13 protein-coding genes and 7 pseudogenes are annotated in these 20,719 nt (G+C 56.8%); 11 read left to right on the top strand and 9 right to left on the bottom strand.

The genetic code is table 11. The annotated features are described in order from the left end of the window. The first annotated feature begins 162 nt into the window (after window positions 1-162). The gene (locus F3I21_RS07620; RefSeq protein ID WP_150058632.1) at window positions 163-924 is read left to right on the top strand and encodes an SDR family oxidoreductase; all 762 of its coding nucleotides are present in this window, start codon (window positions 163-165) and stop codon (window positions 922-924) included. Between the two features lie 24 nt (window positions 925-948). On the opposite strand, the gene F3I21_RS07615 is transcribed toward F3I21_RS07620, so the two are convergent. Then, window positions 949-1,881, bottom strand: a complete 933-nt coding sequence (locus F3I21_RS07615) for an AraC family transcriptional regulator (RefSeq protein WP_058757337.1) — start codon at window positions 1,879-1,881, stop codon at window positions 949-951. A 99-nt stretch (window positions 1,882-1,980) separates the two neighbouring features. Between F3I21_RS07615 and F3I21_RS07610 the strand changes: the two genes are divergently transcribed. Both F3I21_RS07610 and F3I21_RS07605 read left to right on the top strand, forming a co-directional pair. Continuing rightward, the gene (locus F3I21_RS07610) at window positions 1,981-2,871 is read left to right on the top strand and encodes an SDR family oxidoreductase (protein ID WP_150058631.1); all 891 of its coding nucleotides are present in this window, start codon (window positions 1,981-1,983) and stop codon (window positions 2,869-2,871) included. 496 nt (window positions 2,872-3,367) lie between these two features. Then, window positions 3,368-4,482: pseudogene (locus tag F3I21_RS07605) on the top strand (IS30 family transposase). Window positions 4,483-4,602: 120 nt separating this feature from the next. On the opposite strand, the pseudogene F3I21_RS07600 reads toward F3I21_RS07605, so the two are convergent. From F3I21_RS07600 to F3I21_RS07580, 5 genes and pseudogenes are all read right to left on the bottom strand, one after another. After that, a pseudogene (locus tag F3I21_RS07600) lies at window positions 4,603-5,654 on the bottom strand (IS3 family transposase). Between the two features lie 161 nt (window positions 5,655-5,815). Then, complete coding sequence (locus tag F3I21_RS23505; RefSeq protein WP_255467567.1) at window positions 5,816-5,947, bottom strand: hypothetical protein; 132 nt, start codon at window positions 5,945-5,947, stop codon at window positions 5,816-5,818. Between the two features lie 9 nt (window positions 5,948-5,956). Beyond that, window positions 5,957-7,300 carry an enolase C-terminal domain-like protein gene (locus F3I21_RS07590; protein ID WP_047062999.1) on the bottom strand — a complete coding sequence of 448 codons (1,344 nt, stop codon included), beginning with the start codon at window positions 7,298-7,300 and terminating at the stop codon, window positions 5,957-5,959. After that, window positions 7,278-8,630: an MFS transporter gene (locus F3I21_RS07585; protein ID WP_047955839.1), complete on the bottom strand. Its 1,353-nt coding sequence runs from the start codon at window positions 8,628-8,630 to the stop codon at window positions 7,278-7,280. Before F3I21_RS07585 ends, F3I21_RS07590 begins: the two co-directional genes overlap by 23 nt. Window positions 8,631-8,850: 220 nt before the next feature. Next, window positions 8,851-9,166 (bottom strand): annotated as a pseudogene (locus F3I21_RS07580) (IS110 family transposase); the annotation flags it as partial. A gap of 338 nt (window positions 9,167-9,504) precedes the next feature. Between F3I21_RS07580 and F3I21_RS23195 the strand changes: the two are divergent. Then, window positions 9,505-9,651 (top strand): hypothetical protein, encoded by a 147-nt coding sequence (locus F3I21_RS23195; RefSeq protein ID WP_154400831.1) that lies wholly within the window; start codon window positions 9,505-9,507, stop codon window positions 9,649-9,651. Window positions 9,652-9,807: 156 nt separating this feature from the next. Here the strand turns inward: F3I21_RS23195 and F3I21_RS23190 are convergent, their stop codons facing one another. Next, window positions 9,808-10,056 carry a helix-turn-helix domain-containing protein gene (locus tag F3I21_RS23190; RefSeq protein WP_072057116.1) on the bottom strand — a complete coding sequence of 83 codons (249 nt, stop codon included), beginning with the start codon at window positions 10,054-10,056 and terminating at the stop codon, window positions 9,808-9,810. 147 nt (window positions 10,057-10,203) lie between these two features. Between F3I21_RS23190 and F3I21_RS07570 the strand changes: the two are divergent. Then, a pseudogene (locus F3I21_RS07570) lies at window positions 10,204-10,412 on the top strand (recombinase family protein); the annotation flags it as partial. A gap of 258 nt (window positions 10,413-10,670) precedes the next feature. Beyond that, window positions 10,671-10,886: pseudogene (locus F3I21_RS07565) on the top strand (LysR family transcriptional regulator); the annotation flags it as partial. Between the two features lie 317 nt (window positions 10,887-11,203). Here the strand turns inward: F3I21_RS07565 and F3I21_RS23330 are convergent. Continuing rightward, window positions 11,204-11,404, bottom strand: a complete 201-nt coding sequence (locus tag F3I21_RS23330) for a helix-turn-helix domain-containing protein (protein WP_052768067.1) — start codon at window positions 11,402-11,404, stop codon at window positions 11,204-11,206. A gap of 443 nt (window positions 11,405-11,847) precedes the next feature. Between F3I21_RS23330 and F3I21_RS07555 the strand changes: the two genes are divergently transcribed. From F3I21_RS07555 to F3I21_RS07535, 5 genes and pseudogenes are all read left to right on the top strand, one after another. Then, on the top strand, window positions 11,848-12,438 hold the full coding sequence (locus F3I21_RS07555; protein WP_047063004.1) for a TetR family transcriptional regulator: 591 nt from the start codon (window positions 11,848-11,850) through the stop codon (window positions 12,436-12,438). A gap of 632 nt (window positions 12,439-13,070) precedes the next feature. Next, complete coding sequence (locus F3I21_RS07550; protein WP_047063006.1) at window positions 13,071-14,201, top strand: efflux RND transporter periplasmic adaptor subunit; 1,131 nt, start codon at window positions 13,071-13,073, stop codon at window positions 14,199-14,201. Next, a pseudogene (locus F3I21_RS07545) lies at window positions 14,198-17,281 on the top strand (efflux RND transporter permease subunit). The gene F3I21_RS07550 and the pseudogene F3I21_RS07545 overlap by 4 nt, the downstream one beginning before the upstream one ends. Before the next feature lie 258 nt (window positions 17,282-17,539). Next, window positions 17,540-18,376, top strand: a pseudogene (locus F3I21_RS07540) (MipA/OmpV family protein). 171 nt (window positions 18,377-18,547) lie between these two features. Then, the gene (locus F3I21_RS07535; protein ID WP_047955838.1) at window positions 18,548-19,510 is read left to right on the top strand and encodes an MBL fold metallo-hydrolase; all 963 of its coding nucleotides are present in this window, start codon (window positions 18,548-18,550) and stop codon (window positions 19,508-19,510) included. A gap of 139 nt (window positions 19,511-19,649) precedes the next feature. Here the strand turns inward: F3I21_RS07535 and F3I21_RS07530 are convergent, their stop codons facing one another. After that, on the bottom strand, window positions 19,650-20,690 hold the full coding sequence (locus F3I21_RS07530) for a hypothetical protein (protein ID WP_047063013.1): 1,041 nt from the start codon (window positions 20,688-20,690) through the stop codon (window positions 19,650-19,652). Window positions 20,691-20,719 lie beyond the last annotated feature (29 nt).

Genomic DNA, 20,719 nt, shown 5'->3' with positions numbered 1-20,719 from the left:
TACCGCTTCCTCTGCGCGGGGCACATTTTCATGTCAGGCAGGTATTCTCAGCATAGTATTACGTACCTTCTGAAGAGTAGCCGATCGGCAACCTGAATATACTCTCCTTATCGCATCGCAAATATCCGTTCGGATCGTTAATTGCACGTTAAGGAGAGTTTTATGGAATTAACCGGTAACACCATTTTGATCACCGGCGGCGGTTCAGGCATAGGACGTGCTATGGCTGAAGCGCTTTTGGCTGCAGGTAATCACGTTATTATTGCTGGCAGGCGAAAAGAGGTACTGGATGAAACTATCGCAGCCAATCCTGGCATGCACGCCATCGTAATGGATATGGATAGTCATGATGCAATTCTCAGCGGTGCGCAAACTGTCATTCAGCGCTGGCCGGCACTGAATGGGGTGATCCATAACGCCGGCATTATGCGCAGGGAAGATCTGAAAAGGGGTGACGTCACTGTGGCTGAAGCAGAAATCACCACCAATTTATTAGGGCCGATTCGCTTAACGGCTGCGCTAATTGAACATTTTCTGGCGCAACCCCGCGCCGCTATTCTGACCGTTTCTTCCGGTCTCGCTTTTGTGCCCCTGTCGCTTACCCCTGCGTATAGTGCCACCAAAGCGGCAATTCACTCCTGGACGCAGAGTCTGCGCTATCAATTGCGTGATACCGCTATTCAGGTAACGGAACTGGTTCCACCGCTGGTACAAACTGAATTGATGGGCAGGCAGCACGCAACGAATCCGGCAGCGATGCCGTTGGCTGAGTATATACAGGAAACGCTGCAAATATTGCAGGAACAGCCGGACACTGCCGAGGTGCTGGTTGAAAGGGTTAAGCCTCAGCGCTTTGCCGCTCGCGGAGATTATACTGCCTTTTATCAGGCATTTAACGATCGCCTCGCGGGGCAAAATAATTAAGCCTGATAGTGCAATATCCACTCACTACGTGGCGTTTTGTTGCTGTTGACGATGCTCTCGCGGAGAGCATCCCCACTCTTTTTTAAACGCGCGTCCAAATGCGCTCTCAGTATCATATCCGGCAGAAAATGAAATCTGCGAAATGGGTTCGCGCGAGCTTCTCAGGCGCTCCCCTGCCAGCAGCATTCGCCATCTCGACAGGTATCGCATCGGCGTCATCCCCACCCGGGATTTAAATTTTTTCGCGAATACCGTACGCGACATCCCCGTCCGATGGGCCAGTTCCTGTAACGTCCACGGGAACGCGGGATCGGCATGCATTAAATTTAGTGCGGCTTTGAGTTGAGGATCGCAAAGGGCAAATAGCCAGCCAATGCGTTCTTCACCTTCCTGCTGAAGAAATACCCTGAGCGCCTGCACCAGCATAATCTGCACCAGTTGCTGCGAGAGTAAAACGCCGCCTGGCTGCGAAGTTTGTATCTCCTCTCTCAGACATTCCATCGCACTGCGCATAATGTTGGTTCCCGTGCCCTGCCTGACAGGAATGATCGCGGGCAGAGCCTGCAGCAGGATATCTGCCAGTGCGCTATCGAAGGTATATCGACCGCCGAGAATAAAAGCACCCTGATCGGGCGTGACCTGCGTCAGCGCGCCCGTTTCGCTGTCGGGCGGTACAAAAGGCTGTCTTTTCGCTGTGGGATGGGTGGCCAGACTAAAGGATTTGCCAGAGGTGAGAAATACACAGTCGCCGGTTTCCAGTAACAGAGGCTGCTGGTTTCCATCAACCGCTACCCAGCAGCAACCTTCCACAACACAGTAGCATTTGATGCCCTGATGAGGCGCAAACACCAGCGCGGTCTGTGCTTCCACTGGAAAACCGCCTGAGATAGCCCCCTGCAATCTGAGCAGAGTAAGCACTTCGGAAAGGGGATCCATAAAATTCCGTACGATCTGCATAAAATTACCTCGTTATAGCAGAGACCGTACCATTATTCATATTTTAATCTGCTTATCACCGGGACGTTTTTGTCCCAGACCATCGATAAGGGGATTGTAATGAATGTGTTCATAACAGGTGCAAGCGGGTTTATCGGTATGGCGATCGCCGCTGAGCTGATTCAGGCGGGTCATCATGTCACCGGACTGGCTCGTTCGGAGCAGACTGTCCAGCGTCTCAATCGTATTGGCGCGGACGCGCACCGGGGCGAACTGAAGAATCTTCTGAGTCTGACCGTGGGTGCCCGCGCCGCTGACGCGGTGATCCACTGCGCTTATGACCACGCTTTTGCTCACCCGCAGGACACGGCAATGCAGGAAATGCAGGCAATTGCAGCCTTAGGTAAGGGGTTACTGGATTCGACGCGACCATTACTTATCACTTCAGTTGCGGCCATGGGCAGTTCCGCACCGGGTCAGCTTGCCAGCGAGGATTTTTACGACCCGTCGACGCAAAATCCGCGCAAATCGACCGAAATAGCGGCAGCCCAGGTCGCAGACAGTGGCGTCAATGTTTCCATCATCCGGTTGCCTCAAGTGCACAACGAGGTAAAACAGGGGTTCGTCTCAGCGTTAATCCAGCTGGCGCGAGAAAAAGGCGTTTCAGCCTATGTGGAAGAGGGAAACAATCAATGGGCTGCGGCGCATGTTGCTGATGTTGCCTCACTTTATCGGATAGTGCTTGAGAAAGCGCTGCCTGGCCAGCGTTACCATGCCGTTGCGGAACAGGGTATTTCATTGCGCAACATAGCCGAAGACATCGGAGCGAGCCTGGGTGTTCCTGTCGTGCAACTGACCCGCGAAGAAGCCAGTGCCCACTTTGGCTGGCTGGCGCTGTTCGTTACCATGGATATGCGTGCATCAGCAGAATCAACCCGGCAGCGTACCGGCTGGCAACCTTCGCATCCGGGTTTACTGCAGGATCTGGAACGCTACTTCAGATTAGCGTAACACCATAGCGGCACAGCAGCCTCCTTAGTTATGCGCAGGGCACGGCCGTCGCTGCGGCGCGTTACGGCGCGTGACACCCTCCATCGCCCAGCAAACTCACCACAACAAAAAGCCCGCTCAGGTTTCCCTGAGCGGGCTTCTTTAAATCTGGCTCCTCTGACTGGGATCACCTTTGCCAGTAACTGGCTAATAAGGAAGCTAAACTTGAATCTTCATCCTGTCAAGACCACCAAAATGACCACCATTAGTTGTGGGTTAAATAAATCTGTTTATAGGCATTCAATGTTCCCTAATTGTGGCGCTGGGAAGCCTACTTGTGCGGTCGTACCTGCTATAAAAATAGTACTGACTGAGGCCAATAAGACTTGTTAGCAAAAAGCGGTTTGTTCGCTTTTTGCTGTGAGTTCAACGGGTCGATGCAACGCTATCCTTAATCAAGGGGGACGTTGCCATGAAACGAAGAACGCGGATTTACTAAACGTCGGAACAGAAAGCGATTATCCAAGACAGATACAAACAAGGTGATTCCGTGCATGATATCGCCAGAATGTTCGACAGATATCATTCTTCTATTATGCCCACTATCCACCAGACTGGTGGATACCGTCCCCCTGTCGGAAAGCGGCACCCGTTAGCGCTTTCACTTGATGAAAGAGAGGAAATATCCAGAGCGCTTGTAGCAAAAATCAGCATCAGAGCGATCGCAAACAAACTATCGAGAGCTCCCTCAACGATTAGCCGCGAGATTAAGAGGCACGGTGGTGCAAAACAATATCGTGCATCAAAAGCGGATGCTGCTGCGTGGGAAAATGCTCTGAGACCAAAACCTTGCAAGCTAATTGAAAGACCTACACTTTGTAAAATCATCGCAGAGAAGATGCATCAGGACTGGTCGCCGGAACAAATCGCCGGTTGGCTGAAACGCTGTTATCCGGATAATCAGGAAATGCATGTGTTACATGAAACGATATATAAAACGCTTTTCATACAAACTCGGGGGGCATTAAAAAAAGAACTGCAGCAATGCCTCCGAAGCGGAAGAGCCGTGCGTAGATCCAGAACGTCATCGCTTAAAGGGAAAGGATTAGGATCAATCTCGAATGCGGTACAGATAAGCGAGAGGCCACCTGAAGCCGCAGACAGAGCCATACCGGGTCACTGGGAAGGTGACCTGATCCAGGGCTCGAAAAACTCCTGTATCGTCACCCTCGTAGAACGCCATTCCCGCTTTGTTATGTTGGCCAAAATCAGGGACAACAAGACCATAACCGTTATATCTGCACTCATCAGGCAAGCCCGGGGATTACCTGTTGAGCTTTATAAAACATTAACCTGGGATCGAGGAGCTGAAATGACCAGCCACACCCGATTTACTGTAGCTACAGACATCCAGATTTACTTCTGTGATCCTCAATCTCCCTGGCAGGTGGCTCAAATGAAAATACGAATAGGTTGCTCAGACAATATTTTCCAAAGAGAACTGACTTATCGATTCACAGCCAGCAGAGACTAAACAGCGTTGCCAGACAGCTCAACGAAAGACCGAGAAAAACGCTAGACTATGAATCACCCGCAGAACGGTTCAATCAGTGTGTTGCATCCATCAGTTGAACTCACAGCTCATAGAGGATTTGACCTGCCCCCGGTATTAGATACAACCGTCAGTCCATAATGTCGGTTTGTTGAACCGCTCCCCGTATGTGATCCATTCATAATCAGGAATAACTGGCTTCATTCTGGCTGCATATTCTGGCAACCGGCAGATTTTACGGCAAATTCGGAGGGGGTCATCCAGCCCAGCGCAGAATGGGGACGACTTTGGTTATAGTGTATGCGCCAGGCTTCGATTTTGCACCGCGCATCCTCCAGGGACATGAACCAGCTCTCGTTCAGACATTCCTGTCGCAGCCTGCCGTTGAAGGACTCTACCGTCGCATTGTCCGTCGGCGTTCTGGGGCGTGAGAAGTCGATACGGATACCCCGTTCATACACCCAGCTGTCCAGCATTTTCCCCGCAAATTCAGAGCCGTTGTCGGTTTTCAGCATCTGAGGTAACGGACGCCTGAGCTCTATGCTGTTCAGCATTTCCGCCACTTCTGTTGAACGCAGATTCTGCACCACGCAGATCCCCAGGCATTCGCGGGTGTACAGGTCTATAACCGTCAGCAGGCGTAGTCGCCTTCCGTCAAACAACGCATCAGAGACAAAATCCATGCCCCAGACGTGATTCGGATACAGCCCCTGAGGCTGCGGCTGTCGCCGCTGTGCGGATTTATTACGGCGTGGACGCTTGGGGCGCAGCGACAGGCCCTGTTCACTGTACAGGCGGCAAATGCGTTTGTGGTTATCACGCCAGCTTTCCCGCCTGAGCATCACGTGTACCCTGCGGTAGCCATGGTGAACCCTGGTTTAGGTAATCTCCCTGATGCGCAGGCGCAGCGCACTGTCGTCTGCCGCAACGGAATGGTACCGGAACGAGCTGCGGCTGAGCCATAGCGCAAAACAGATTTGTCTTTCGCTGGCACCGTATCGGGCCTGTAAATCCCTGATCCATTCGCGCAGGCGTGCCAGCGTCAGTTCTTTTTTGCCAGCACGTCCTGCAGCATAGCCTTGTCGAGGCTGAGATCGGCCACCAGTTTCTTCAGACGCAGGTTTTCCTCTTCCAGCTGGCGCATGTGCTTTAGTTCTGAGGGTGAAATGCCACCGTATTTCTTACACCAGGTGTAAAACGTGGCGTCGGAGATGCCCAGCTTGCGGCAGACGTCCGGTACGGACATCCCCAGCTCGGCCTGCTACAGGGCAAAGACAATCTGCTCTTCGGTAAATCGTGACTTTTTCATCGGCACCACCTCCGTTCAGGGGAGTGTTTATCATGCCGGAATTCTGTTTCTGAATGGAGCAGGATTTTGGGTCAGTGTCACCCCAGCAGTTGCAGCGCGTCGGTTTACTCGTTCAGCGCGTAGCGTGCGATGGTGCCATCACTGGCTTCTAATATGTAGACAAAAGTTTGCGCCAGCAGTGGCGCGCTGGCGGCAATCGATGCCATGAGCGCCACCGCACGTAATATTCTCTTCATTTCGCTTCCTTAGCGAACCATTGACGGACGTTTGGCATCATAGCGCCAGTTATCAATTAAAAATTGCATCCCCAGCGCATCGTTTCGGTTCTTATCCGGCAGCGCGTTGTAAAGCGCATGCGCCTCCTCGACGCGTTCCATATTCAATTCGATGCCAAAACCCGGGCCTGGCGGTAATTCCAGATAGCCATCGCGGATCTGCGGCGGTTGATGCGTCAGTTGCTGGCCATCCTGCCAAATCCAGTGAGTATCAAAGGCGGTCTGACGATCGCCAGGCGCCGCTGCGCCCAGGTGCGCCACCATTGCCAGTGAGATATCAAAATGATTATTGGAGTGGCAGCCGGTGGTCAGCCCCCATTCGTTGCACAATTGCGCTATCACGTTGGCATTGCGCATCGTCCAGAAGTGCGGATCGGCAAGCGGAATGTCGATGGCGTTAAGTTGCAGCGCATGATGTAATTGGCGCCAGTCGTTAGCAATCATATTGGTCGCGACCGCCACGCCCGTGGCGCGACGGAATTCGGCAAGCGTTTCCCGCCCTGAATACCCTTGCTCAGCACCACAGGGATCTTCCAGATAGGGCACCTTTCCTGCCAACTGTTTACCAAAGCGAATCGCCTCATCCAGCGACCAGCTGGCATTGGGGTCGACAGTGACGCGCGCGCCGGGAAACCGCGCCAGTAGCGCTTCAACCGTTTCCACTTCCGCTTCGCCTGCCAGCACGCCGCCTTTTAGCTTGAAGTCACGAAAGCCGTACTGCTCCACTGCCGCTTCCGCCAGCCGTTGAACGCCAGCGCTGTCCATTGCCGCCTCATGACGCAGACGGAACCAGCCATCCGCCGCGTTATCGCCCGAGCGGTACTGCATTGTGGTGCGCTTGCGATCGGCGATATAGAACAGATAACCCAGCACCGGAATACGCTCACGCTGTTTGCCGCTGGCAAGCAGATCGGCGACCGGCAGGTTAAACAGCTTGCCTTGCAGGTCTAGTAGCGCGGCCTCAATCGCCGCCGCAGCGTTATAAAACTTCTCCGGATTCATCTGCGGAATGTGGATGTCGTTGGTGTGTGAAGTGTGCTTCTGACGCGCCTCACTGTTGAAAAGCTGGCTCAGCGTGGCATTCAGGCGCAGCAGCGAGCTGCCTACAATCAGCGGGCGAAACTGCTCCAGCAACTGCAACGTCGAGGCATGACAGGGCGTTTCGCCCACCCCGGTATGCCCGGCAGAATCGGTGAGGATCACGATAATGCGCGTGAAGAAGCAGTTATGGGCACCGCCGATATTCAAAAGCATGCTGTCATAACCAGCAACTGGGACGATGCGCATGGTATTAATGACTGGACTGTCTGACATGAAGTCTCTCCTTGTGACCTAAAGCGGGGGGAACAGGTTTGGTGCGCAGCAACAGCCACAGGCCGGTCACCACGGACACGCTGGTCAGCGCGTAGAGGCCGCCGGTGGTGCTGCCGGTGTGCATCTCCAGATAGCCAAACACCGTGGGTGCGAAGAATCCGCCAAGGTTGCCGACAGAGTTGATCATCGCAATGCCCGGTGCCGCTATCGAGACGGGCAGTTCGCTTTGCGGCATCGGCCAGAAGAACGCGGCACTGACTTTGGAACCGATGCAAGCCACAATCATCGCCACAAAGCCAAACCACGGCGTGCCAAGCGTGGCCATAAAGGTGCCGCATGCGGCGATCAGCATGGCGATGCCCAGCCCTTTCTCCAGCTTATCGCGATAACGGTCGGTGGCTTTGCCCAGCAGAAACAGCGCAACAATGGCGAAGAGCCACGGGATGGCGGTCAGCAGTCCGGATTCGAAACTGTTGAACCCCTGAATACGCTGGATAATTTGCGGCAACCAGAACACCAGCGTGTAACCGGTCATGGTCATGGTGAAGAAGATCAGGCAGTAGAATATAAGGCTGCGATCGGTGATCAATCCCCAGCGTCCCTGTGTGACGGCACGCTCGTCACGCGTCGCGTCTTCAATTGCCAGTTGCTGCGCGAGCGCCTGTTTTTCCGCGTCGCTGAGCCATTTCGCCCCTTCTGGCTTCGATACCAGTACAAACGCCGCCAGCAGGCCGATCACTATCGATCCGCCGCCTTCCAGAAACATGACCCATTTCCAACCCGCAAGTCCGCCGACATCGTGCATCATCAGGATTGCGCCGGTGAGCGGGCCAGAGAATAGAAACGCGCTTGCGGTTGCACTCAATACCATTGCGGTTGCGCGGCCTCGCCAGGCATTGGGCACCCACTGACGAAAATAGAACAGCACGCCAGGGAAGAAGCCCGCCTCCGCCACGCCAAGCAGGAAACGCAGCATATAAAAATGCATTGGCGTGCTGACGAAACCGGTAAGTACCACCACCGTTCCCCAGGTGATCATAATGCGCGTGAGCCACACCCTTGCGCCGAACTTCTTCAGCATCATATTGCTGGGCACTTCAAACAACGCATAGCCGATAAAGAACAGTCCTGCGCCTAAGCCGAAGGCCGCCGCGCTGATTCCGGCATCGGTTTGCAGCTGGGCTTTGACGAAGCCAATGTTGGCGCGATCAATCTGGTTAATAATAAGCATCAGCGCCAGCATCGGGATAATGCGGCGGAAGAATTTGCCAATCGCAGAAGCGATATGCGCCTCATGATCGGCTGATAATTCATGGCGTTGTTGTGTCATGCGTCACCTTCAGTGAGAGAAAAACACCGCTATAGTTATACGCAGCAGGGTTGGTGAGTAGTTATGTATTTTTGCCCTGGAAGGGTTAGGCAAATGCCATACAGTTATAAAATTTCATAAGGTTATGTAAATTCACGTCGAAGAGTTTCGTGCGGGTTTGTGCGCTGGCTCACTCAGGAGGTGATGTCCGCTTCACGCGCTGAGACATTCGACAAGCTTTTTATGGCTTCAGTAAGGGCGAGTTTCGCGCTTGGAGAGCCAGCAAATACTTTGCTTCGTCGTAACAGGTTCTGTTTTTCCAGCAGCTATAAATTATCCGGATCTATTTGAACGCCAGAGCTCGGATAGCGGATTGATGCGATTTTCCTTTTTCTCGCTGGCCCAGTACGATGAGTTAACCGTCTTCGCAGTCCATTCCACGAATGTCTGTCGGACGAACTTCGCACACTGCCAACGCCAGCGTAGTTTTGAATTTCTTCGGCGCTGTTGAAGCGGTCGCGGTTATCATCCAGTGCGGCAAGCATGCGCGGTCCCATAACTGAACAGTTGGCAACACAAAGCCTCGGAGCTTGGGAGTACAAAGAGAATGTCAACAGGTTGTGCAGGCAGTGTAATGTAATGCCAAAACAGGTCAGACCGTGGTTCACCAAACCTGATAAGACTTCCGAACGTTGAGTTCGCTGAGGTAATTGTGAGATGTGGGCCAGCGGATTTCATTAAGGCCCGCGGCAGAACAATTGCTGCATTAAGGCCGGCAATCGTCCTGTCCGTCATCAAGTACAATGCCTGGCAAACAACGGGAGGCGAGTCTTAAAGCTACGTTTAAGCCTAGTCAAAGTGAAATCATGGGGACTGTTCTTACTGAGCCAGAGCGATGCTAACTGAAGAACGCGCTAAACTGATACTGGCGCTGAGCGTATCGCTGCAGGCTTTATCAACAACTCCAGACGAAGGTGATTATAAAGGTAACGATGTCTTTGACAACGTGCGCGCGTTGGTTGATGCAGCAGGATTCAGATGAGTAACGGATGCAGCCGCTCTGTCAGTCGGCATAAGGCGCGCGGTTAATATATGCACGTCACAAAGCTCTGTTCAGGCTTTATAAGGCTGTATGTAAATTCTCGTTAATCAGGGAATATACTTATGTTTACCGGATATGCACCGTACTGCCGTGCTCTCAGTTAAACCGACTGGGCGTTTTACCGAAGCTCTGACGGAATACGTCAATATAGGCGCTGACGTTACTATAACCGCTCAGCGATGCGATTTCACTGACTGGCAATCCCTCTGACACCCAGCGCAGTGAAGCCACCACCTTTGCCTGCTGGTGCCAATGACTGAAACTCAGCCCGGTCTGCTGACTGAATAGACAGTTGATGCTTCTGATGCTGAGCCCCGCTTCATGGGCAGGCTGTTGCTGATCCATTATGCAGGCCGGCTGGCTCAGCAGCTTGTCTGCAACGCTGCGCGCCCTGCGTTCTGTTGGCAGCTTCAGCGCCAGCGGCAATTCCCGACAACGGAGTGTTTCATAGCCCAGCAGCGTCAGAAGGGGGTTCGTGTATTCCTCAGGGAAGCCAGTGACAAGCTTGTTTTTGGAATCTTTGCCGCACAGGCGGAGTTTGAGCGAGAATTGATTGCCGAGCGAACAACAGCAGGTCAGGCCTCAGAAGGGACCCGAGGGAAGAAGGGGCGGCCTAAAAAATGACGCCAATAAAATCGCTACCGGCAATGGCATTAATAGGACGGCCAGAAACGAAAGTCAGTACATTATGCCACGAACTCAGGGGGTGAAAGTACGCTTAGTTTTCTTGCTCATTAAGTCATTTGTTTTGTGTTGAATGAGAATATAACCTTTAATCAGGTGGCCAAATTTTCTATGCCACTACAATCAGAGCTTCATTGAGGAATTCAGGTGTGTGTAATTTACGGGGCTTTTTGCTTATTGATAATGATCTTGTCATGAGTCCCTCTGGTTGAGAGTTTTCTCACTTAGTCCCGTGTCCACTATTGCAGGGTAGGATTAATCGAGGGAAGTGTCCCTCGCTGGATCTGATGCTTACATTGGACGGCGCAGGCTATGGCATCGGCTTGATGACTGCGACCAAGATCCCGGTAAGCCAACGATCGGATGTCGTTATCCGTCACCTGGCAGTCGAATCGGCTTTGACTATTTACTTGCTTCGCTCCGAGAACAACCGCTTGTCTGTTTCACTAGAGTGGCTTATCGATCGTCTGCGCGATGGCTTGGGCGAATAAATTTCCTGCAAACCGGTCTCAAGAATCCGCAGCAGACTGTGTATTCCTTTTCGAGCTTCTCGCTGTTGCCACGGAGGCCGGTGAACGAGCCACGGCTGGGGCGGGAAACCACTGCCACATTCCACAGCCATGAAGTGTCATGCGCGGTCGGAGTAACGTGCGGTACCCCGATAAAACAGATCATTCTATCCATCCACGGCACTCGAAGATGCCGTTGCTCTCGATCAACTGAGCCGGAGGTTGCGTTCAGCTATGTAGCGCCTCGGTGAAGTGCCGAGTGATTTGCGGAACATAGTCACAAAGTTACCGGCACTTTCTTAACCCAGACTATCGGCGACCTGTCGAACCGACATTCCAGTACTCAACCATTTCACCGCAAGAATGACTTGGATCTGCTGGCGCCAGCGTTCGAAGCTCATACCGGTTTCCTGAATAAGCAACCGTGCGAGAGTGCGTTCACTCAGGCCGACACGAATAGCCCAAGTGCGGACGGTCCCGCGGTGTATTGGGGCTTCCATGAGATCTTCTGCAGTCGCACATCGGGCGGCATTGGCAGGCGAAGATTCCCCCTTGGTACCACCTAAATTTCACCTAAAAGTAAACTAATCAGATGTGTTTCTGCCCTCTGGATAGAACATAGAGAAACTTGCGGAGCGGATCACTAGCTCACGTAACAATGGTGTCGCAGATATCGTGCAGAACTTCGACGGAAGACTCGAAGCAGCGCTTGAGTTGATGTAGGCGATTTAGCATTCGATTATACCTGCGGCCAAGATCTTGTGAAAGAAGCCTCCCGGCACATTGATCTCTGGTGCTAGCCGCGTCTCCCGGTCGGTCTTTATAAACCTTCATTATATGGCAGCAATGAAGCGCTTCGAAGCGTCGGTTTAGAGCAAACCAGATGCCTTATGGCACTAAGTGCCTTATTGTCACTTGGTGCCAGATATGACAGAATACTCTCATGGCAAATAAAAATCCCGGCCTTCGCGAAAGGCACAAAGAGAGCACCCGGAGGGAGCTATCCAACCTCGGGCTTGAGTTGTTTCTGAAACAGGGCTTTACCCACACGACCATCGAACACATCGTCGAGCCGCTTGGTGTGGCTAGGCGTACGTTCTTTCGCTACTTCAAGACTAAAGAAGATCTGATCTTCCTGTGGCACGACGAGAAGACGCATGAGCTGGTCGATGAATTGCGGGGGCGTCCCGACCACGAGGGGCCACTGGATGCGGTCAGAGAGACGCTGGCCACGACGCTCCTGCGGTATGACGCCAATCCTGACATGGCTTTTGCACTGGTGCGCCTGCTGAAGGAAACGCCGGCTCTGCTCGCCAAGGGATGCGAAAAGCGGATGGATCGGGAGGTGTCGCTCGCTGCCGCACTCGTGGAACGAGAAAGCGAGACCGGGCTGAGCATGCTCAAAGCGCGCATCATCGTGGGCGCGGTGACGTCCGCATGGACGGCTGCCCTTGACGAGTGGTATGCGGATGGCGGCAGGCAGAACCTGCGCTCCATCGTGGCCAGGGCGTTTTCATTGGTGGGCGAACTGTGATGGCAGCTATGCACGTCTTGTCGGGCCATCAGCAACGCTATCGTCCCCGGCTCATGACGAGCGTGCTGGTCGCTGCGCCTGGCCCTGGTCCCAGCCAGACCAGATGCGCTCAATGGCCCGGGGTCAACGGCGCGGTGTCGCGAGACAAATCGCAAACCCAGACAGGTGGCACAGACACGATCAGCACCACTTCGGGGTTCTCTGGCGCCAGGTTCTTGTGAGAGCCAGACCTGTGGGGAGATGCCCCTGCGACAGAAGAAGTGGCCCGCAGTGAGCCTGATGCGCGCAACGCCAATGACGTGAGTTCCCTGACGGCTATGTTCCCCGCGTGGCTGGATGCGGATACCTCTCTCCAGACCGCCGATGCGTCTGCAGTTGCGCGCACGCGAACGAAGTCCGGTATAAGGCGGATGTAATCACCTTATTCGGGCAGGAAGGCCCGGGTTGACAGCTCAGGGGCGCGCAGGAAAGCGCCATCGCCGCTGCTTACGATCGCACCCATCCCGGGTCTCCTTGTGCGCGCCGCAGGGAACCCGCCGTTATGGGCCGCAGTACCGCAGCCCACAACGACTGAGCAAATGGACGACGCTCCGTCTGCCACCCCTGTATCGCCCGTAAGGAAAATTATCGCCATGAGTCAGGAACAAGAACACCGTAACCAGCCCACCCGGGGACACCTCCGGCGGCACCGGATCGCGTATTTCGTGGGGGGAGTGGCCCTCGTTGTGACGGCGCTGGCGATAGTCGTCGGCAGGGGCGATACGACGCTGGAGGAAGCGACTGCCGCGGCGACGCCGGCGCTGACCGTCACATGCACCATCCCCCGGGAAGTCTCGTGGCCCATAGAGATCAGGGCTTCGGGTGCGATTGCCGCATGGGAAGAAGCCAGCATCGGTGCTCAGATTGGTGGTTATCAGCTCATCGATGTTCGCGTCAATGTCGGCGATATCGTCAGGAAGGGACAGATTATCGCTCGTTTTGACCCGGATCTGTTGCTGGCGGAACGCGCGGAACTGAAAGCGAATGCCGATCAGGCTGCCGCCAACCGGCAGCGCGCGCTCGCGTTGCAAAGCAGCCGCGCGATGAGTGAACAGGACGTGCTCCAGCTGGTGACTCAATCCAGGACCGCGGATGCGCTGCTCGCTGCCAATCAGTTGCGGCTGCGTTACACCGACGTCACTGCGCCGGACGATGGTGTCATCAGCCACAGGACTGCAACGCTCGGCAGCGTCGTTACGGTGGGCCAGGAACTGTTTCGCATGATTCGCCGGGGGCGCCTGGAGTGGCGTGGCGAACTGACCGCCGAGCAACTCGCTCAGGTCGAGATCGGGCAGCAGGTAACATTAGACCTTCCCGACGGCAAGACAGCGAAGGCGACGGTTCGCCAGACCTCGCCGATTCTGGATAGCACCTCTCGCCTGGCCACTGTTTACGCCGACATCCACCCTGGAAGCACGGCACGGGCTGGTATGTACGCCAACGGCAGGCTCGGACTCGGGACAGAGCCGGCGCTGGTCGTGCCCGCCGAGAGCGTTGTCATCCGCGATGGGCGCAGCCACGTCCTGGTGCTGGCCGACACCAGTGCCACGTCCCGCGTGTCGCTGCGAAGCGTCAGCGTCGGCCGGCGTAATGGCCGTGAGGTCGAGGTCACCGAGGGGCTTGGCAAGGACGAGCGTGTTGTTGTCCGGGGAGCCGGCTTCCTCAAGGATCGCGATCTGGTCCGGGTTTCGCAGGGGCAGCCTGCTGGGGCGGGCAGACCATGAATTTCGCTACCTGGTCCATTCGCAATCCGATCCCCTCGATCCTGCTGTTCGCACTGCTGGCACTCGCAGGGCTATGGGGGTTCCAGAAGCTGCCTACGCAGGATCTTCCAGACCTTGATCTACCAATGGTCACGGTCATGCTGACGCAGCCGGGGGCGGCTCCTGCGCAGCTGGAGACGGAGGTCGCGCGCAAGGTCGAGGATTCACTTGCGACCTTGAGTGGTTTGAACCATCTGCGCACATCGATCACGGATGGTTTGGTTTCAATCCAGGTCGAATTCGTGCTGGAGAAGAACCTGTCGGACGCGCTGATCGAAACCAAGAACGCGGTTGACAGCATCCGGTCTGATCTGCCGGATGATCTTCTGCAACCGACCGTCAGTGCTTCCACGAGCGTAGGTTCGCCCGTTCTGACCTACGCCATATCGTCGTCCCGGCTTAATGAGGAGCAGCTTTCGTGGTTTGTGGATGACACCATTGCCAAGACTATTTTCTCGCTTCCCGGAGTCGGTCGGTTCGAGCGGCTTGGCGGAATCGAACGTGAGGTTCGGATTGAGCTCGATCCGTCGCGCATGTCTGCCCTCGGCATCACGGCGGCGGATGTCTCCCGTGCACTGCGCCAGGTTCAGCAGGAATCTTCCGGCGGCCGTGGTCAGCTTGGCGGCCAGGAGCAGTCGGTTCGCACGATTGCCACGGTTCGCCAGGCATCGGAGCTTGCGGACCTGCGAATCGCGTTGTCCAACGGCAAGAGCTTCAGGTTGGACCAAATCGCGACCATCGTCGATGGTCAGGCCGACCCCACGCAGGCGGCCCTGCTCGATGGCGAGCATGTGGTCGGCTTCAGCGTGTACCGCGCCAGGGGCTTTGACGAGGTACGGCTGGCCGAGGGCGTTCGCGAGGCCCTGGCCGGCCTTCAACAGGCCGACCCGGCGCTCAGCCTGACTGAGATTTCGGGGTCGGTCGGCCAGACGCTTGAGCAGTATGAGGGCTCCATGGCGATGCTGTACGAGGGGGCCATCCTCGCGATGATCGTCGTCTGGCTGTTCCTGCGCGACTGGCGGGCGACGCTGATAGCCTCGACCGCTCTGCCGCTGTCCATCCTTCCGGCATTCGCGGCCATGGCCTGGCTGGGCTTCACGCTCAACACCGTGACGCTGCTGGCGCTGGCGGTGATCGTCGGCATCCTGGTCGATGACGCCATCGTGGAGATCGAGAACATCGAGCGCCACCGGCACAGGGGCAAGTCGGTCCGGGAAGCCGCAGAGGACGCCGTGACCGAAATTGCCCTGGCGGTGATGGCGACCACAATGAGCCTGGTGGTCGTCTTCCTACCGACGGCCATGATGAGTGGTATCGGCGGCCTGGTGTTCAAACAGTTTGGCTGGACCGCCGTGATCGCCGTGCTCGCTTCGCTGCTGGTGGCGCGCCTGCTCACACCCATGATGGCGGCCTACCTGCTCAAGCCCGAGCCGATCCCCGAGAAGGAAGATGGCCGGGTCATGCGCTGGTACATGGCAACGGCGCGCTGGTGCCTGAAGCATCGCAAGACGACCCTGAGCGGAGCGGTCATCTTTCTCGCGGCTTCGCTCGCCCTGGTGCCTTTCATCGAGACGGGCTTTATCCCCGCCTCTGATAGCGGCAGCACGACCCTGAGCATCGAATTGCCGCCAGCCAGCTCGCTGGAGGACACGTTGGCGGTCGCCGGGTCGGCCCGCAAAGCCATCGGCGATGTTGACGGCATCGCCCATGTTTTCGCCACGGTGGGCAAGGCGCAAAGTGCCGGCCCCGGTGGGGCGCAGGCGGGCGAAGTTCGGCGCGCGTCGCTCACGCTCACGCTGGGGCCGCGTAATGATCGCCCTTCGCAGCAGGTCATCGAGAAAGCCGTGCGGGAACGCTTGCTCGATGTTCCCGGGGCGCGCTTTGCCATCGGCGGCGGCGGGCCGGGCGAAAAGCTTACGATCATCCTCGCCAGCGACAATGCCGAGGCACTTAAGGCGAGCGCGGATGCGGTGGAAGCCGAACTGCGCGACGTCAAGGGCCTTACTGGCATTGCCTCGACGGCCAGCCTGGAGCGCCCGGAGATCATCATCCGTCCCGACCCGGAGCGCGCCGCCGAGCGCGGCGTGACGACCGAGGCGATCGGGGACGTAGTGCGGGTGGCAACCAGAGGCGATTTCGACGCTCAGGTGGCGCGCCTGAACCTCGACAACCGCCAGGTCTATATCCGCGCGCGCATTCCCGATGCCGCGCGGCAGGACATCGACACGCTCGGCAACATGCGCGTGCCGGGGCGCGACGGGTCGGTGCCGCTGGCAAGTGTCGCCAGCCTGACTGTGCAAAGTGGCCCCGCGCAGATCGACCGCCATGACCGTCTTCGCAACGTCACCATTTCGGCCGATTTGGGAGGTACCGCGCTCGGGACGGCGCAGGCGGCTGTGGCCAACCTGACTTCGATCAAGTCCCTTCCGTCCAGTGTGAAGGTGATTGAGGCCGGCGACGCGGAGATCGTTGCCGAACTCGGCGGGGGCTTTGCCATGGCGCTCGTGGTCGGTGTTTTGTGCATCTACTGCGTTCTGGTGCTGCTGTTCAGGGATTTCCTTCAGCCCATCACCATCCTCTCTGCCATTCCTCTGTCCATAGGTGGCGCGTTCCTCGCGCTTCTGGTCACGCGCAGCTAGTTGAGTGTGCCTTCGATGATCGGTCTGGTGATGCTTATGGGTATCGTCACCAAGAACTCCATCCTGCTCGTCGAGTACGCGGTTATCGGTATACGCGAGCGCGGATTGCCTGTTCACGAGGCGCTGCTGGATGCGTGCCACAAGCGTGCCCGTCCCATCGTGATGACCACCATCGCGATGATCGCCGGCATGTTGCCTATCGCGCTGGGGTTAGGTGCGGATTCTAGCTTCCGCCGGCCGATGGCCATGGCGGTTATCGGCGGCCTTATCACATCGACTGCCTTGAGCCTGCTGGTCGTGCCAGCCGTGTTCCTGTATGTGGACAGGATCGAGAAATGGCTGGCATCGCTTGGTTTTTTTCGACACACCGTACGCGCTACCGCTGACGAGGTTGAGCGATGACGCAACTAACCTCGTCACGACTCAACAGTCCTGCAATTCACTCGTCACATCGAAACTTGATGCGCAGCGCCTGCACTGACCCGTGCGGGACGACCCAGTGTCGTCCGGACGGTATGGAAATCAGGCAGACGGTGCAGTGCGGCCGTCTGCTGGTGATGGTCCGCGAACTCATCGAGATGGCCCGATGGCGTGGTCCGCGAGCTGCCATTCCCCAGTACAGGGGAGGCATTTTCACGTTTTCCTTAAAAGGGATCAATCATGTCATCTCGTCCTCAATGCGCAGTCCGCCTGCGCCGGCAGCCGTCTTACGCTGCGCTACCGATCCTGGTCGCTGGCATTTTTTCAACACCCGTTGCATGGGCTCAGACCGACGATACGAATAAGTCGGCGAGAGGTCAGGCGATGCCCGAAGCCGGACGCAGTGAACCGACGTGGGGGATTGGCGTTGCCGGTGGCATACAGTACCGCGTCTACCGCGACTTCGACGACCGCGTTCGAGGCTTGCCAATGATTACCTATGAGAACAAATGGATTCAGGTGGCCGGGCCTGTCCTGGACGTCAAGCTTCCGTCGGTCGGGCCGGTGTCATTCAGGCTGCGTGGTCGGTACATCGGGGAAGGCTTCGATTCGGGCGATTCCCCATATTTCGCGGGCATGCGCGATCGAGACTCCAGTTTCTGGCTCGGCGCCGCCGCCATCTGGCGTACCGGCATTGCCAATTTCTCTGCTGAAGTGCTCACGGATGCCATGAGCAACAGCGGGGGGATGCGGACGACGCTGCAGATCGACAGGCGATTTACCGCAGGCACAATCGGGCTGGCCCCGCGGCTGGCGGCCGAGTGGGTGGATGGCGAGTACGTGGACTATTAATACGGCGTAAGGTCAGACGAGGCACGGAGCTGGCGCCCGGCCTACGGCGGTAGTTCCGCGCTCAATACCGAAATCGGGCTTCGCGTGGACTGGCAGCCCGTGTCCAGTCACACCATGTTCCTCGACATGGGCGCCAAGCACATGGGCAGCTCGATCCGCAACAGCCCGCTGGTGGAAAAGAGCACGCAGTATGGCCTTGGTCTCGGCTACCTCTATCGGTTCTGAGAAGCGATTGATGGCATCGCCCGTTGTTGGCGTTTGCCGGGTATCGCATTCGACTCGAAATGAGGGGGATGCAACGTATTGGGAAGGTCTTCTGGAACACCGATTGGTGTGTTCATCGAGCGACTCATGCCATAGGCGTTCATCCTCATCGTCAATGTGGAAGGGGTGGCTATGGCAATTTTCGGCAAATCCAGACGTTTCAGGAATCTTGACGGGAGCGAAGCTCCCGGCACCGTGGTGCCGGCATTTCGGATGCTGGTCGTCGATAGTCTTGCAGGCCGGGGCCGTGGTGTACCGAGAAAGGCTTCGGTGCCGTGTGTGGTGCCCGATCTCGTCGCGATCGCCACTCCACCGGGCACGGGTGAAGGCGCGCGCCTGACCTGGATCGGGCATGCGAGCTGGCTGGTGCAGATCGAAGGGAAGTCGTTCCTCGTCGATCCGGTCTTCGGTGAGCTTGCCCTGGGGCCAGGGGGGCGGAATGTTCCGGCTGGCCTGCGCCCCGAGGATCTGCCATCCATCGACGCGGTGCTGATCAGTCACAACCACTACGACCATCTCGACCTTCCATCCGTGAAGAGCGTCGATGCCCCGGTGATCGCCGGCCTGGGCATGGCGTCGTTCCTCGCAAAAAAAGGGATTTCCGCAAGCGAGTTGGACTGGTGGCAGTCCATCGACATCGGCCCCGTGAGGGTGACTTTCGTGCCCGCCCAGCACTACAGCCGTCGCGGCTTGACCGACGTAAACGAAACGCTGTGGGGCGGATTCATTCTCGAGGGAGCTTCCGCCTGCATCTACCATTCGGGCGATACGGGCTACTTTGACGGGTTCCGGGAAATCGGCCGCCGTTTCCCGGTGATCGATGCTGCACTTTTGCCCATCGGCGCCTATGAGCCGTCCTGGTTCATGCGCCGCCAGCACATGAACCCCGAGGAGGCTGCCCGGGCCTACAGGGATCTTGGTGCCGGGTGCTTCTTCGCCATGCACTGGGGGACTTTCAAGCTGACCTACGAGCCGCTAGACGAACCGCCGGTTCGCCTGGCAGCAGAGTGGGAGCGCCTTGGACTTCCCGCATCGGAAAAGCGGGTTCTTGCCGTTGGCGAAACCGCGGACGTGTGGCGTTATCCGAATGACTAATCTCATACCCGCCGGGCAGTCAGCGCATTGTCGTACAGACAGAAAATGAGTAAGGCCTTGACGATTTCCGCTGGCAGCCCGGTCCCCACGCTTTCTTGGCGGAAGCCTGGGTGGATCCTGCAAGCCCTGGCGTCCCACGCTAGTCTGGCAATGCGGTATGCACCTGACGTAAATCCACCCGGCCGATTGTCCCCCTGATGCGTCCCAGCCACAGGGTGCCCTGAATTTCGACTGCGCCGCTCGCCAGAGGAAAATCCGCGCAGTCAACCAGCGGCTGCACGCTCATTGTTTGTGGGTCAATGCGTAGCACGCGCGCATTCCCGCACGCAGCACCTTCCTTCCCGGAGAAATACTCAACGATTTCCCGTAGGGTGCCTTGCTGGCCCGCGAGCAAAAGACTACCGTCCGGCGCCCAGTGTACATTGTCGCTGTGGAAACCGGTTTGAATTACATGTTTCTTCGCGGCACCGGCTCTGAACGAAAAGCGGTTAAAGGTCTGGCGGACAGAATCTGCGTAGTAGAGCCATTCTCCGTCAGCCGACGTTTCGATTCCGTTCGGCATCAGGTCGCCTCCGGTATCGACCTTGCTCCATCCGGAACGGGAACTCCAGGCCAGCACCTCACCGATGCTGCGCCCACCCTCGATTTCCTCGAAATTCAGCGCACGACCTCCCTTCTTGGGGATGGGCAGCGTGGTCTGCGTCATCACGAATCCGTCGGGCATTGGTGCGACCCCGTTGCCGGTCACAGAACCCGGTGTAAGCACGCAACCCCGCCAGTGGATGCGGGGCAGAACGTCACGGGTATCGACAGTGAAAATCTCCACGGATTCGCGGACGCCGTGATGCACGACGAGGAGCTGGTGGACACCGTTCGCGCCACGACGAATGGTGAGTCCGTGTGGATTGAAGCGCTCTGGCGGCCGGTCGGGCTGGCCGTGAAAGGTGTGCGCGTCGAAGCGTACCTGCGCCTCCGGAGAGGGATAAAGGGCACGGATTGCATGCGTGGATGTGTTCACCAAATCCAGTCGCCCTTCGCCATCGGGTGCCAACGCTCTCACGCTCACGATCAGCCAATGCGTGCCTGGAATTCCAGTCAGGTCTTCAGAGGCTTCGATTGATCCCACCGGCGCTACCTGCGTTGCACCGTTTGTCAGGTTCTTGGGTGTATCCATTGTCATTCAACCCTCAATGTTTATGGGGAGGTGGT

The sequence above is a fragment of the Pantoea sp. B_9 genome (assembly GCF_008632015.1).
Lineage (GTDB): Bacteria > Pseudomonadota > Gammaproteobacteria > Enterobacterales > Enterobacteriaceae > Pantoea > Pantoea dispersa.
This window is presented reverse-complemented; position numbering and strand designations above follow the sequence as displayed.